At 67.6% G+C, this 13,943-nt stretch carries 16 protein-coding genes; 10 read left to right on the top strand and 6 right to left on the bottom strand.

The window, feature by feature from the left end; all coding sequences use genetic code 11:
* The first annotated feature begins 3 nt into the window (after positions 1 to 3).
* Both NMB43_RS04385 and NMB43_RS04380 read left to right on the top strand, forming a co-directional pair.
* Entirely contained in the window at positions 4 to 873 is an 870-nt protein-coding gene (locus NMB43_RS04385; RefSeq protein ID WP_494350940.1) for a LysR substrate-binding domain-containing protein, read from the top strand.
* Positions 874 to 1,026: 153 nt separating this feature from the next.
* A complete protein-coding gene (locus NMB43_RS04380; RefSeq protein ID WP_494350939.1) occupies positions 1,027 to 1,749 on the top strand; it encodes an FKBP-type peptidyl-prolyl cis-trans isomerase in 723 nt (240 codons plus the stop codon).
* 63 nt (positions 1,750 to 1,812) lie between these two features.
* Here NMB43_RS04380 and NMB43_RS04375 read toward each other — a convergent pair whose 3' ends face one another.
* The 4 genes from NMB43_RS04375 to NMB43_RS04360 form a co-directional block, all read right to left on the bottom strand.
* Complete coding sequence (locus tag NMB43_RS04375; protein ID WP_494350938.1) at positions 1,813 to 2,232, bottom strand: hypothetical protein; 420 nt, start codon at positions 2,230 to 2,232, stop codon at positions 1,813 to 1,815.
* A 36-nt stretch (positions 2,233 to 2,268) separates the two neighbouring features.
* Positions 2,269 to 2,571, bottom strand: a complete 303-nt coding sequence (locus NMB43_RS04370; protein WP_494350937.1) for a DUF3861 domain-containing protein — start codon at positions 2,569 to 2,571, stop codon at positions 2,269 to 2,271.
* An 80-nt stretch (positions 2,572 to 2,651) separates the two neighbouring features.
* Positions 2,652 to 4,211, bottom strand: a complete 1,560-nt coding sequence (locus tag NMB43_RS04365; protein WP_494350936.1) for an MFS transporter — start codon at positions 4,209 to 4,211, stop codon at positions 2,652 to 2,654.
* Positions 4,208 to 4,672, bottom strand: a complete 465-nt coding sequence (locus NMB43_RS04360; RefSeq protein WP_494350935.1) for a MarR family winged helix-turn-helix transcriptional regulator — start codon at positions 4,670 to 4,672, stop codon at positions 4,208 to 4,210. The genes NMB43_RS04365 and NMB43_RS04360 overlap by 4 nt, the downstream gene beginning before the upstream one ends.
* 150 nt (positions 4,673 to 4,822) lie before the next feature.
* On the opposite strand from NMB43_RS04360, the gene NMB43_RS04355 reads away from it, so the two are divergent.
* Complete coding sequence (locus NMB43_RS04355; RefSeq protein ID WP_494350934.1) at positions 4,823 to 5,068, top strand: hypothetical protein; 246 nt, start codon at positions 4,823 to 4,825, stop codon at positions 5,066 to 5,068.
* A 1-nt stretch (position 5,069) separates the two neighbouring features.
* Positions 5,070 to 5,357, top strand: coding sequence for a hypothetical protein (locus NMB43_RS04350; RefSeq protein WP_494350933.1), 288 nt, complete (start codon positions 5,070 to 5,072; stop codon positions 5,355 to 5,357).
* Between the two features lie 280 nt (positions 5,358 to 5,637).
* Here NMB43_RS04350 and NMB43_RS04345 read toward each other — a convergent pair whose 3' ends face one another.
* Positions 5,638 to 6,279 carry a response regulator gene (locus NMB43_RS04345; protein ID WP_494350932.1) on the bottom strand — a complete coding sequence of 214 codons (642 nt, stop codon included), beginning with the start codon at positions 6,277 to 6,279 and terminating at the stop codon, positions 5,638 to 5,640.
* A 10-nt stretch (positions 6,280 to 6,289) separates the two neighbouring features.
* Positions 6,290 to 7,642, bottom strand: a complete 1,353-nt coding sequence (locus NMB43_RS04340; RefSeq protein WP_494350931.1) for a cache domain-containing protein — start codon at positions 7,640 to 7,642, stop codon at positions 6,290 to 6,292.
* 211 nt (positions 7,643 to 7,853) lie between these two features.
* Here NMB43_RS04340 and NMB43_RS04335 point away from each other — a divergent pair, with 211 nt between their 5' ends.
* From NMB43_RS04335 to NMB43_RS04310, 6 genes are all read left to right on the top strand, one after another.
* Positions 7,854 to 9,920 (top strand): carbon starvation CstA family protein, encoded by a 2,067-nt coding sequence (locus tag NMB43_RS04335; RefSeq protein WP_494350930.1) that lies wholly within the window; start codon positions 7,854 to 7,856, stop codon positions 9,918 to 9,920.
* 101 nt (positions 9,921 to 10,021) lie between these two features.
* Entirely contained in the window at positions 10,022 to 10,216 is a 195-nt protein-coding gene (locus tag NMB43_RS04330; protein ID WP_494350929.1) for a YbdD/YjiX family protein, read from the top strand.
* A 114-nt stretch (positions 10,217 to 10,330) separates the two neighbouring features.
* Complete coding sequence (locus tag NMB43_RS04325; RefSeq protein WP_494350928.1) at positions 10,331 to 11,335, top strand: CobW family GTP-binding protein; 1,005 nt, start codon at positions 10,331 to 10,333, stop codon at positions 11,333 to 11,335.
* 68 nt (positions 11,336 to 11,403) lie between these two features.
* Positions 11,404 to 12,261 (top strand): HDOD domain-containing protein, encoded by an 858-nt coding sequence (locus tag NMB43_RS04320; protein WP_494350927.1) that lies wholly within the window; start codon positions 11,404 to 11,406, stop codon positions 12,259 to 12,261.
* A gap of 106 nt (positions 12,262 to 12,367) precedes the next feature.
* Positions 12,368 to 13,192 (top strand): HDOD domain-containing protein, encoded by an 825-nt coding sequence (locus NMB43_RS04315; RefSeq protein ID WP_494350926.1) that lies wholly within the window; start codon positions 12,368 to 12,370, stop codon positions 13,190 to 13,192.
* Between the two features lie 12 nt (positions 13,193 to 13,204).
* Complete coding sequence (locus tag NMB43_RS04310) at positions 13,205 to 13,939, top strand: substrate-binding periplasmic protein (protein ID WP_494350925.1); 735 nt, start codon at positions 13,205 to 13,207, stop codon at positions 13,937 to 13,939.
* Positions 13,940 to 13,943 lie beyond the last annotated feature (4 nt).

The following is a 13,943-nucleotide window of genomic DNA, read 5'->3' as shown; positions in this document are numbered from 1 at the left end:
AAAATGAACCTTCACCTCCTGCGCATCTTCGCCACTGTCGTCGAACAGAAGAGCTTCTCGCGCGCCGCCGAGGTACTGGCGGTGAGCCAGCCGGCGGTGTCGAAAGCGGTGCGCGAGCTGGAGTCGCAGCTCGATGTGGTACTGCTCGACCGGGGCGGTCGCCAGTTCAGCGTGTCGGAACCTGGCAAGGTGCTCTACGAGTATGCACGCGGCATTTTCGCGATGGAACGCGCGGCGGTCGACGCGGTGCAATCCTTCTACAGCATGGAGCGCGGCACGCTGACCATCGGCGCCAGCACGACCATCGCCACCTACTGGCTGCCCCCTTTTGTGGCGCGCTTCGCGCAGGCACACCCGGGCATCCAGATCCGCGTGCAGTCGGGCAACACGCAGCATGTGGCGCAGTGGCTGATCGATTGCGAGGTCGATGTGGCGCTGGTCGAAGGGCCGGTGGAAGACGAGCGCCTGGAGGCGCGACCCTGGCGCGAGGAGCGCATGCTGATCGTAGCGCCCCCCGGCTCGCCGCTGGCCGCGCGGAGCTTCTCGACCAAAGCCCTGGCCGGGGCGACCTGGATCATGCGCGAGCCCGGCTCGGGTAGCCGCGAGGTGGTGGAGCGCACGCTGGGCGAGCTGGACATCCAGATCGCACGCGCGCTGGAAGTCGGCAGCAACGAGGCCATCCTGCAGAGCGTGGCGGCCGGCCTGGGCCTGGGCATGGTGCCGCAGATCACGGCGGCCGACCTGCTGGCGCTGGGCCGCGTGACCGAGATCGCCACGCCACAGCCCTTGTCGCGTACCTTGTACCGGCTGCGCCTGCCGCGCCGTCCGGTGAGCCAGGCCGCACTGGCCTTCGAGGCCTTGCTGGCGAGCTGAGCCGCCGCCGTACGTCTGCCCGCCACCGACCGGCACAGTAGCGTCACGCCGACGACCGGCCAAATGCCGTATCCTTCGCTTCCTCGCGCCCACGATGCACCGGCCAAGGTGACCGGCCTGCCGACCGCGGACGCCTCTTGCACAAGGAATAGCATGAAGAAGATCGCTCTCGCGCTGTCGCTCGCCTTCGCCGCACAGCTCTCCGTCGCCGCCGACATGACCGAGGAACAAAAGACCTTCTACGCCCTGGGTCTGGCCATGGGGCAGCAGGCCTCGGTGTTCAGCATGAGCCCGGCCGAGCTGGAACTGGTCAAGAAGGGCCTGACCGACGCGGTGACCGGTGCCAAGCCGGCCGTGGAGCTGGAACAGTACGGTCCCAAGCTGCAGCCGCTGGCGCAAGCCCGCCGCGCCGCGCAGGGCGAGAAGGCCGCGGCCGAAGGCAAGGCCTTCGCCGACAAGGCCGCCAAGGAAAAAGGTGCGGTGAAGACCGCTTCCGGTCTCGTGTACATCTCGCTCAAGGACGGCAGCGGTCAGGCCCCCGGCGCCGATGACACGGTGAAGGTGCACTATCGTGGCACCCTGCCCAACGGCAAGGAGTTCGACAGCTCCTACAAGCGCGGCGAACCGATCGAATTCCCGCTCAATGGCGTGATCAAGTGCTGGGGCGAAGGCGTGCAGAAGATGAAGGTCGGTGGCAAGGCCAAGCTGGTCTGCCCGTCCGCCATCGCCTACGGCGAGAACGGCGCTGGCGCGGCCATTCCGCCGAACGCCACGCTGGCCTTCGAAGTGGAGCTGCTGGGCGTGACCAAGGCTGCGGCACCCGCCGCCTCCGCCCCGGCTGCCAAGCCCGCGGCCAAGCCGGAAGCCAAGAAGTAAGCCGCTTCCCGCGCCCAAAAGAAAGCCGCTCTCCGGAGCGGCTTTTTCATGGGCGGCCTACGCTCAGGCGAGCGGGGTGCCGCACTGCTTGGACAGCTCGGCCAGCTTGCGATGGGCCGGATGCGTGGCCTGCGGCAGCAGGCCGGTCAGGTCGGCCAGCTCCAGCTTCTGTAGGTCGATCTTCTGGCCGTTGGCAAAGCTCACTTCCACACAGCCCGGCCGCGCGTGCACCATGCCCATGAGCAGGAGCATGGGCAGCGGATTGCCGATGCGCGGGGCGGACCCGCGCAGAGAATCCTCCGAGATCACCAGGAAGGGCTGGATCGTGCTGTTATGGCGCACGGTCCAGATGCGCTCGCGCTGGTCAAGCTTGACCACGAATTCGGTCACGCTGTTCCAGCGTTCCAGCACCTGCTCGGCGATGGCCGTCAGCTCTGCCCACTTGAGCAGGCCGCGCCACATGAAGGTTTCCATTCCTGACATGACGATCAAACCTTGGCTTGCCCTCGTGGCATCGGCTCAGGCGTCGCGCGCCGGGCCTTGCTTGAGGGCTTTCATGAATTCCGCGAAGTGTGGCCGGAAAGCCACGAACAGTGGGTGCGACTTGTTCTCCAGCATGACCTCGCTGAACAGCTTGAGGCCGACGGCAAAGGCCGTGGCCGCCTGCTCGTCGAGGTCGCCGCGCTGACGCACACGCGCCACGACGGAAAAGATGTCGTCATGGTTGCCCACCTCGAACTGCAGGGCCTCAGCATACGCAGAAGGCGCCCCTTGCGGGTCGGCAAGATGTTCCAGGGTCACGCGGTAACGATGTTGTTTCATGTTTCGAGTCTCGGCAAAGTCAGAACTGCCGGCCCATGGCGCCATATCGGCACCGCAGGGCCCGGGCTTGATGCTTGGGTTCAGGAAGGCTGGGCGGGTTTGACCGCGTAATGCGGCAGACGCAGGCTGATCAGCACGCCCAGCATGGCCAGCACGGCGGCCACCACGAAGGCGCTGTGGATGCCGTGAGCCAGACCGGCCTGCGCCTGGACGATGAGGGCCTGCATGTCGAAGCCTTGCTGGCCGGCCAGCGCCAGCAGGTGCGCCTGGTCCTCGGCGCGCACCAGCACCTGCGGGGTCGCCATGATCTGGCCGACCTCGCTGGCGGCCAGCCCGGCCCTGTCGAGCGCCTGGCCGATGCGCTGGGCGAACGCGGCATTGACGATCACCCCGGCGATGCTGACGCCGACCATGGAGCCCAGCATGCGCGTGGTCTGCACCATGGCCGTCCCCACCCCCAGGTGCAGACGGCCGACCACGGCCATCATCTGCAGTGTGAGATTGGGCAACTGGAAGCCCAGGCTCAGCCCGCACAGGCCCAGCAGGCTCATCAGCAGCCAGCGCGGCGAGTCGCGGTCGACCAGGGTCAGGGCGAGGCAGGCCACGCACAGCAGAAGCTGGCCCCAGGCGATCAGCCGCTCGGGGCGTGCCAGGCGCGGCAACAGGCGGCCGTTGATGATGCTGCCCACGGTGATGCTGACCAGCAGCGGCGTCAGCACGAAGCCGGCGGTGGCCGGGCTCATCCCGAAGCTGCCCTGCAGCAGCAAGGGCGCGTAGAACACCAGCACGAACATGGAGAAGCCGGTCAGCACGCCCAGCGCGGCGAGCTTGCGTACGTCACGGTTGGCGAACATCTCGGCCGGCACGATGGGTGCGCGCGAATGGTGTTGGTGCCACACGAAGGCGCCGCCCAGCAGCAGCGCGAGGGGCGTCAGGAGCAGCACCAGGGGGTGCAACAGGCCGTGCGCCTGACCGTACTCGGTGGCCAGCAACAAACTGCACAGGGCGGCGGCAAGCAGCAGCGCACCCGCCCAGTCGATGCTCTTGTCCTCGCCCTCGTGGTGCACGATGTGGGGCAGGTAGCGCCAGATCACGGGCAGCGCGAGCAGGGCCACCGGCAGGTTCACGTAGAACACGCTGCGCCAGCCGGCATGCTCGGTCAGCCAGCCACCCAGCGAAGGGCCGATCGCACTGGCGATGCCAAAACTGGCCGACAGCATGGCCTGCCAGCGCACACGCTGCAGCCGGTCGGGGAAGACGTCCGGCACGCTGGCAAAGGCCACCCCCACCAGCATGCCACCGCCAGCCCCCTGCAGGCCACGCGCCAGCACCAGTTGCAGCATGCTCTGCGCCATGCCGCACAAGGCGGAGGCCAGCGTGAACAGGATGACCGCGGCGAGCACGAAATACTTGCGTCCATACAGGTCGCCCAGGCGCCCGGTGATGGGGATCATCACCGCATTGGTCATGAGGTAGGCCGAGGCGATCCAGGGGTACAGCGCGTAGCCCTCCAGCTCGGCCACGATGCGCGGCATGGCGGTACCGACCACGGTGGAGTCGATGGCAATCAGCATGATGACGAGGCAGATGCCCGTCATCGCGGCCAGACGGGTGGCGAAGTTCTGCGGTGCGCGACTCATTTCCGGCCCTCCGCGCAGCCCGGCTTCGTCGTCGGGTCCAGCACCGCATGCAGGGCGCGCATGGCCTGCACCACCGGCCCCCGTTCGGCCTCGGGCAGGCGCGCCAGCACGGCAGCAGCATGCCGGTCGAGCACGCCCTCCAGTTCCTGCGCCTGCTGCAGCCCGGCCGGCGTCAGACTCAACATCAGACGGCGCCGGTCGGCCGCGTCGGCCTCGCGGCTCACCCAACCCGCCTCCACCAACCGGTCCAGCGCGCGGCTGACCCAGCTTTTCTCCAGCGACAGCATGCGTGCCAGATCCGATTGCGCCAGCGGCCCCTTGCGACGCAGCACGATCAACATGCGGCCATGGGTATGGCTGCCCTGCGCAGCCAGCAGATGGCGCTGTTCGAGCTGGAAGAACAGCATGGCCTGACGCAGCAGGGCGGTATCGGACAGCAGGACGGAATCGGCGGAAGACATGGGGCAATGAAAGCGGGAATGGCGCCGGCATGGGGCGGACGAAATCAATGCTATCCACAACGGTTGTTATTAGCAACCATTGATACAATTTCTTACTTGCGAATGATTCGCATTTATATAGAATGAAGCTGTCATTCCACGGAGGCCGCCATGTCCGAACTCTTCGCTTCACCCCAGCAATCCCTTGCCGGCGCAACGCTGTTCGCCATGACGCGCTACGTCGAATGCCCCTGCCCCGAAAATGCACTGCAGGTCGCGCGCCACCTCGAATGCGCGGCCGAGCAAAACGAGGGGGACGCGCGCCTGAGCGAGCTGTGCAGCGCGCTGGCCCTGCGCTGGCGCGGCCATGTGCTGGCCGGCCTGCTGGCGCGCGGACTCCCGCAGGGGGAGCACTGACATGGGCGCGCCGGAACTGGAGCTGTGGGCCGCCAGCAGCGAACGGCTCGCCGCCGAGACACGCCTGGCGGCCTGCCTGCTGGCCATGACGCAATTCGTGGAGCAGCCCTGCGGCTGGGGCGCGCAGCGCATCGTGTGCCTGCTCGACTGCCTAGCTGAGGACAGCACCAGCGATGCCGCGACACGCGCGATCGCCACACTGCTGGCGCAGCGCTGGATGTTCGGCGCCGAAGCCGGCTGCGAGGCCGTGTTGCAACCGGCGCGGACCGGCGGAAAGCGTGCCGCGTAAGGCGGAACCTCCTGTGGAGTTCCGCCCTACGGACTACCTACCATCGACCCTGAACGACTCAATCAGCGCCTGCGCACGCAGTTCCCTCTGCTGCCACTCAGGCAACCACTTTTCATCCAAGCAAGTAGCCCGGATGGAGGCCGCAGGCCGAGAATCCGGGGAGAGTCATGGATCAGGGTGATGATCCCGGATTCCGCTTCGCTGCATCCAGGCTACTTTCTGAGGGCGGCCATGGGTCAGTGCGCGACGGAAACGGCGGAACCTCCTGCGGAGTTCCGCCCTACAGCCGGGAACCCTTGCGCTCGACGGCAAAGCGCATGAGCGCGGCGGTGCCCTCGAGTTCGAACTTGCGCTTGATGTTGATGCGGTGCGCTTCGACGGTGCGCACCGAGAGGTCCAGGCGGGAGGCAATCTCTTTGTTGGACAGGCCGTCCGCGATGAGGTCCAGCACCTCGCGCTCGCGCTGGGTGAGGGCGGGCTCGGGCAGGCTGGCCTCGGCCAGGGCGGTGGCCACCGCGGCGGTGTAGTAGCGGCGCCCGGCCATCACCGCCTCGATGGCGGCGACGATCTCCTGTGCCGGGCTGTCCTTCAGCACATAGCCGCGTGCACCGGCGCGAAAGGCCTCGACCACGTACTGCGGCTCGTCGTGCATGGTCAGCATGATGACCTGCAGATCCGGCCAGCCGGCCAGCAACTGGCGCGTGAGGTCGATGCCGTGCGTGCCACGCAGCGAGATGTCCATCAGCACGCAGTCCGGTTGATGCTGTCGCACCGCGGCCAGCGCGCTGGTGGCATCCCCCGCCTCGGCCACCACGCGGAAGCGCGGGTCGGCCTCCAGGCGCGCACGCACGCCGTCGCGCACCAGTGGGTGATCGTCCACCAGCAACAGGCGTACCCCGCCGTCCGTGTGTGCTCCATCCATTTTCTTCTCCTCAACCCGCCTTGAGCGTCGACGGCGGCAGCCAGGCCTCGATACGCGTGCCGCTGGGGCCAGCGTCGATCTGCAAGCGCCCGCCCAGGGTCTCGACGCGCTCACGCATGCTCGACAGCCCCAGCCCGCCGCGCGCGGCCTCCTCCACCTGGGCCACGTCGAAGCCCCGCCCGTTGTCGGCCACGCTCAGGCGCAGGCCGTCCGTGCCCAGCCGTAGTGTCACATGCGCCTCGCTGGCCTGGGCGTGGCGTTCGATGTTGTTGAGCGCTTCCTGGGTGACGCGGAACAGGGCCGTGGCCACCGCATCGGGCGGACGCACGCCGGGGTCGGCATCGAGTTGCGCGAGGATGCCGGTGCGCTCGCCGAATTCACGCAGCACCTGATTCAACGCAGCCACCAGGCCCAGGCTGTCGAGCAGCGTGGGGCGCAGGCCGTGCGAGATGCGGCGCAAGTCGCGGATCACTTCGTTCACGCCGCCCAGGCTACGCTCGATGGCCGCGCGCGCCTCGTCCGAGAGTTTGTCGCAGCGGGCCTGCGCGCTCTCCAGCATGAACTTGACCGACACCAGACTCTGACTCACGCCGTCGTGCAGTTCGCGCGCCACGCGGGCGCGTTCCGTCTCCTGCGAGCGCACCACCTTGCGTGCCAGCAGGCGCATCTGCTCCTCCGCATCGCGCCGGTCGGAAACGTTCAATGCCAACGCCGCCAGCGCGACCAGCACGGTAGCGACGATGGCGATGCCGACGATCACCGCCATGGTGTTGTGGATGGCCTGGGTCGCTTCGCGGTCGATGCGTGCGCGCGTCTCGGCAATGTCGTCGAGGTAGATGCCGGTACCGAGCATCCAGCCCCAGCGCTCGATCTGCGTGACATAGCCGAGCTTGTGCTCGACCTGGCCGGTGGAGGGACGCTGCCACATGAATTGCTCGAAGCCGCCGCCCTCGCGCGCCCGCTGGATCAGGCGCTGGATGGTGGGCGCCCCCTCCGGGTCGCGCATGTCCCACAGGTCGCGCCCCACCAGTTCGGGCTGGCGCGGGTGCATGAGGTTGCGCCCCTGCATGTCGTAGACGAAGAAGTAGCCGTCGCTGCCAAAGTCGAGCTTGGCCAGCACGCGCAAGGCCTCTGCGCGGGCGGCCGCGTCGTCGCGCTGTACCAGGTGGTCGACAGCGCCCAGCGCGAGGTCGACGTAGTGCTGCAGTTCGGCCTTGCGCGCCGCCATCAGCACCGGCTCGACCACCGCCAGTTCGGCCGCCGCGAGCGCGCGTGCCTCCAGCCGCACCACCGAGGCAATGGCCGCGATGGCCAGCAACAAAGGCACGATCGCGAGGAGGACGAATTTGAGGCGGAGTTGCATGACGGGAAATCGTTGAACGCCCCAGGATGATACGTCCGCCGCCCATGCTGCACCGCAGACTGCGGAAACCCCTTACGTGCTGCCACGCATCCGCCCTGCGTGCTCGCACCGATGCGCGGTCCTTGCGCGATCACGATACTTCAACGCAAGTCGGGCCGCCCTCCGTGGCCTGCCTAAGCAACCGGGTCCATCCCGATACTGGAGGAGACAAATGAAAGCAATCCTGCCCAAACTGGGCTGGGCGGCGCTAGCCCTGCTCGGCGCCTTCTGCCTCGCCTTCGTCGCGCTGTCGCGCGGCGAGACCATCAACGCCCTGTGGGTCGTCACGGCTGCCGTGTCGATCTACCTCGTGGCTTATCGCTACTACGGGCTGTACATCGCCAACCGCGTACTGGGCGTGGACCCCACGCGGGTCACCCCGGCCGTGAAGTACAACGACGGCCTGGACTATGTGCCGACCGACAAGAACGTGTTGTTCGGCCACCACTTCGCCGCCATCGCCGGCGCCGGCCCGCTGGTCGGACCGGTGCTGGCCGCGCAGATGGGCTATCTGCCCGGCCTGCTGTGGATCGTCGCCGGCGTGGTGCTGGCCGGCGCGGTGCAGGACTTCATGGTGCTGTTCATCTCCTCGCGCCGTGACGGCCGCTCGCTGGGCGACCTGATCAAGAGCGAACTGGGCGAAATCCCCGGGATGATCGCGCTGTTCGGCGCCTTCCTGATCATGGTGATCATCCTCGCCGTGCTGGCGATGATCGTGGTGAAGGCCCTGGCCGAATCGCCCTGGGGCACCTTCACGGTGGCCGCGACGATTCCCATCGCGATGTTCATGGGCGTCTACATGCGCTACATCCGTCCCGGCAAGGTGGGCGAGATCTCGGTCGTCGGCTTCGTGCTGTTGATCGCCGCCATCCTGCTGGGTGGCCAGGTGTCGCAGAACCCCGCCTGGGCCGCCGCCTTCACCTTCACCGGTACGCAACTGACCTGGATGCTGATCGGCTACGGGTTCGTCGCCGCCTCGCTGCCGGTGTGGCTGCTGCTGGCGCCGCGTGACTACCTGTCGACCTTCCTGAAGATTGGCACCATCATTGGCCTCGCGCTGGGCATCGTGTTCGTCGCCCCGATGATGCAGATGCCGCATGTCACCAAGTTCATCGACGGCACCGGCCCGGTGTGGTCCGGCAACCTGTTCCCCTTCCTGTTCATCACCATCGCCTGCGGCGCCGTGTCTGGCTTCCACGCGCTGATTTCCTCCGGCACCACGCCCAAGCTGCTCGACAACGAGCGCCACGCAGCCTTCATCGGCTACGGCGGCATGCTGATGGAATCCTTCGTGGCCATCATGGCCCTGGTTGCCGCCTCGGTCATAGACCCCGGCGTCTACTTCGCGATGAACAGCCCGGCTGCGGTGATCGGCAAGGATGCGGTGGAAGTCGCCGCCAAGATCTCGCAATGGGGCTTCGTCGTCACCCCCGAGGTGCTGACGCAGACCGCGAAGGACGTGGGCGAGCACACCATCATCTCGCGCGCGGGCGGCGCCCCGACCCTGGCCGTGGGCATGGCGCACATCATCTCGGGCGTGATCGGCGGCAAGGCGATGATGGCCTTCTGGTACCACTTCGCGATCCTGTTCGAGGCGCTGTTCATCCTCACCGCCGTCGATGCGGGCACCCGCGCCGGGCGCTTCATGCTGCAGGACCTGCTGGGCGCCTTCGTGCCGGCCTTCAAGCGCACCGAGAAACTGGGCCCCAACCTGATCGCCACCGGTCTGTGCGTGGCAGCCTGGGGTTACTTCCTGTACCAGGGCGTGGTTGACCCGCTGGGTGGCATCAACACCTTGTGGCCGCTGTTCGGCGTGGCCAACCAGATGCTGGCTGCCGTGGCACTGACGCTGGCGACCGTGGTGTTGTTCAAGATGAAGCGCGAGCGCTTCGCCTGGGTCACCATCATGCCCACCGTGTGGCTGCTGGCCTGCACGCTGACCGCTGGCTGGCAAAAGATCTTCCATGAGAATCCGAAGATCGGCTTCCTCGCCAACGCCGCCCGCTTCGACGCCGCCGCCACGCGCGGCGAGGTGCTGGCGCCGGCCAAATCGGTGGCGCAGATGCAGCAGATCATCTTCAACAACTACCTGGATGCAGCGCTGTGCGGCCTGTTCATGCTGGTGGTGGTGTCGATCCTGGTGTTCGGCATCCGCGCCTGCATGAAGGCCTACGCGGCCAACCATCCGACCGCCAAGGAATCGGCCTACGAGGCCCTGCCCGGCCAGGTCTCGGCCTGACCGTCAAGCGGCGGCGCACCTCACCCGGTGCGCCGCCGAGTCTCTTGCGGCCTGCCCCTCACCGGGGGCAGTCCAGAAGACACTCACCACGGAGACGACACGTGTTCAAGGACCTCGCCCGCATGGGCGAATACCTCGGCCAGACTGCCCGGCTCATGATCGGCATTCCCGATTACGACGCCTATGTGCAGCACATGCGCATGAAGCATCCTGAGCGCGAACCCATGAGCTACGAAGAATTCTTCCGCGAACGCCAGGAAGCGCGCTTCGGCGGCGCCAATGGGAAATGCTGTTAAACCGCAGGACTGAGTTACGAGGACGGAGGACTGAGTAAAACACTCAAGCCCACGGCCCCACCGCTCAGTCCTCAGTCCTCAGTCCTCAGTCCTCAGTCCTCAGTCCTTGAGAATATGATCCCCGTCACCCTCCTCACAGGTTTCCTCGGCGCCGGCAAGACCACGCTGCTCAACCGCCTGCTGGCCGCGCCACATGGCGAGCGCATCGCGGTCATCGAGAACGAGTTCGGTGCCACCGGCATCGACGGCGAGTTGCTGGACCGCGCGGCGACCACGGTGGTGGAACTGGCCAACGGCTGCATCTGCTGCAGCGTGCGCGGTGAGCTGTCCGCCGCGCTGCACGACCTGCTGGCCCGACGCGATGCCGGCACGCTGGTCTTCGACCGCCTGGTGATCGAGACCACCGGCCTGGCCGATCCGGCACCCGTGGTGCAAAACTTCTTCTGGGACGAGGGCCTGCGTGCGCGCTTCCAGCTCGACGGGGTGATCACCCTCATCGACGCCTGCCATTTCGATGAACAGTTCGCGCGCGAGCGTGTGGCGGCCTCGCAGGTCGCCTTTGCTGACCGCCTGCTCATCACGCGCGCCGACCTCGTCAGCAGCGAACACATCGAGACCCTGTGCCGCCGCCTGGCCTTCATCAACGCGCGTGCGCGCATCGCGGTCGCCGGCCAGGACGAAGACTGGCGCGACCTGCTGGCGATCGGCGGTTTCCGCCTCGATGAACGTGGCATGCCGCCCGCCCGCGCTCGCCAGGCCGCGCCGATGCGGCAAGGCGTGTTCGGCAGCCCCGTCCGCTCCTGGGACGCCGACGTCCATTCGCTGGTGCTGGAATGCGCCGCCCCGCTGGACCTGGATGCGGTGTCCCGCTTCGTCGACCAGTTGATCGAAACACATGCCGTCGACCTGCTGCGCTACAAGGGCATCCTGTCCATCGCGGGCGAAGCCCGTCGCCTGATCTTCCAGGGCGTGCACCGCATTGCCGGCTTCGACTACGGCCGTGAATGGATGCCCGAGGAGGCGCGCAGCAGCCGTATCGTGCTGATCGGCCGCCAGTTGCCCGCCGCCGCACTGCAAGAAGCATTTGCATCAACACAATCCGCAGCACAGGCGGCTTGAAGCCACCTGACCGACAAAAAGGGTGTGTGTCCCCGATCGGCGTTCTACGGTGATCCGGCTCGGCTAGAATGGCCTCACCCCTATCCGGCCATCCCGCCATGCACGCCACCGACGAGCTGTTCGACAAGCTGCCGCGCCTGCCCAGCATCCCGCGCGTGGTGCAGGAGCTGATCCATACCCTGGACAATCCGGACGCCGACCTGCACGCCCTGATCGCCGAGGTCAAGCATGACCAGGCCCTGTCCCTGCGCGTGCTGCGCCTGGCCAACTCCAGCTACTACGGCGTCAGCCGCAAGATCGGCGCGATCGACGACGCGGTCACCTTGATCGGCCTGAACGCCTTGCGCACCCTCGTCATCACCTCCGGCGTCACCTGGACCTTCCACGAAGTACCCGGCGTCGCGCTGCAACCCTTCTGGCGCCACGCCATGCTTACCGCCATGGTGGCGCGCTGCCTCGCCCGCCCGGCCGGCGCCAATGGTGAATATGCCTACACCGCCGGCCTGATCCACCGCGTCGGCGAGTTGCTGATCGCCCTGGCCCTGCCCGACCAGGCCGCAGGCATCAGCCATGCCTTGCATGAGGGGCCGGTATCCGAACTGATCGCCGCCGAGCGCACGCTGCTGGGCCTGGACCACTGCGAGGTGGGGGCCGAGCAGGCCCGGCTGTGGAACTTCCCCGTCGTGATCCGGAATGCGGTGCGCTGGTATGCCGAGCCGGACAATCCCGAAGGGGGCCCCCAGGCCGGCCTGGTGCACCTGGCCGCGCGCATCGCCTGGGGCCTGACCCATGGCCATGCCGAGCCGGACATCATCGCCACCCTGCCCGCCCCACTGTGCCAGCGGCTCAACCTGGGCCAGCTCAACTGGCCGGAGCAGTTCATCCGCTTCCAGGCCTTCGCCGCGGAAGCCGCCGCCATCGCCTGAACACCGCGCGTCTGCCAGCCGGCATCAAGCCCTCCGGTGACGCAGCCGTAAACCGTGGACAGGGGCGGCCCCGCCCCACCTCGACAACCCGATACCGGATGCTCCCATGAGCCAGAACTTGCAGACGGGCGATGTTCTCTCGCGCATGCCCGTGATCCCGCGCGTGGTGCAGGAACTGATCCACAGCCTCGGCAAAGAAGACTCCGACCTCGGCGCGCTGGTCGACCAGGTGCGGCAGGACGCGGTGCTGTCCGCGCGCATCCTGCGCCTGGCCAACTCCAGCTACTACCACGCCACGCGCAAGGTCGGCGCCATCGACGACGCGGTCGTGCTGATCGGTCTCAACGCCTTGCGCACCCTGGTCATCGCCTCGGGCGTCAGCGGCGCGTTCAAGGAAGTGCCGGGGGTCGATCTGCCGGCCTTCTGGCGCCACGGCCTGCTGACCGCCTTGATCGCCCGCGAGCTTGGCCGCCATGCGCGCCTGTCGCCCGAGCTGGCCTACACCGCGGGCCTGATGCATCGCATCGGCCACCTGTTGATCTGCATGACCCGCAGCGACCACGCCGCCCAGCTTGCCGCCATCGGACGCGACCTGAGCCTGGCCGAGCTGGTCGCCTTCGAACAAGAACTCACCGGCACCGACCACGGCGAGGTCGGCGCCCTGCTCACCGAGCACTGGCACTTCCCTGCGGTGATCCAGAATGCACTGCGCCACTACTGCGCAGCCACGGAAGAAGGCGCCAACGGCTACGCCGGCGTGCTGGCCCTGGCCGTGCTGATGGCGCAGGGCATCAGCGACCACGATGACTCGCGCCTAATCGCCAGCCAGATGCCCGCCGGCCTGCTCGACCGCCTGGGCCTGAGCGAGCTGGACATCGAAGACACCCTGGCCCTGCGCCAAGCCATGCAGACGGCGGCACGCGCGCTGTAGCGCCGAAGCTCCATGCGCCACGGCCCACCCGTGCTGTTCGCCTTGCTGCTTGTTTGCCCGGCGAGCAGCGGAGCGGAGCGCCTGACCCTGTACTACGACCTGCGGCCGCCCCTGGTCACGCTCAACGAAGGGCGCCTGAGCGGTAGCCTGGGCAGCCGCGCGGCCGAGGTGCTGCAGCGCGCCGGCATCGAGGTGGACCTGATCGCCGCCAACGTCGCCCGGCAAGACCACGACATCGCCCAGAACCTGGCGCCGGCCTGCGCCTTGGGGCGCCTGCTGACGCCGGAGCGGAGCCGCCAGGGCCAGTTCAGCCAGGTACTGTTCATCACCGCCCCCTACGTGGCGCTGGTCCGCCAAGGGCAGCTCTACCCGCAACCCGCCACGCTCCAGTCCTGGGCCGCCGACAGTGGGCTCACCTGGGGCCTGCAACGCGGCCTGCACTACAGCGACCGCGTACAGGCCCTGCTGGCCGGCGCACAGGCCAAGACCACCTTCATCGCCCAGTCAAACGAGCACCTGGCCAAGATGCTGGCCGCCGCTCGTCTCGATTTCATGCTGCTGCATGAGGACGAGGCGCGCGAGTTGCTGCGCGGCCTGCCCTCGGGCGGCCCGCTGCGCATCGTGCCCCTGCAGGACTTGCAGAGCCCGGAGCCACGCTACTTCTACTGCAGCAAGCGCGTCGACGGCGAGCTGATGCAGCGCCTGAATCACGCCATCCAGTCGGTCCCGCCGCCCGCGCCGCGCTGAGCCC

It is taken from the genome of Uliginosibacterium sangjuense, assembly GCF_059132465.1.
Note: the sequence above shows the minus strand (reverse complement) of the source record. Positions and strands in the feature narration are given on the sequence as shown.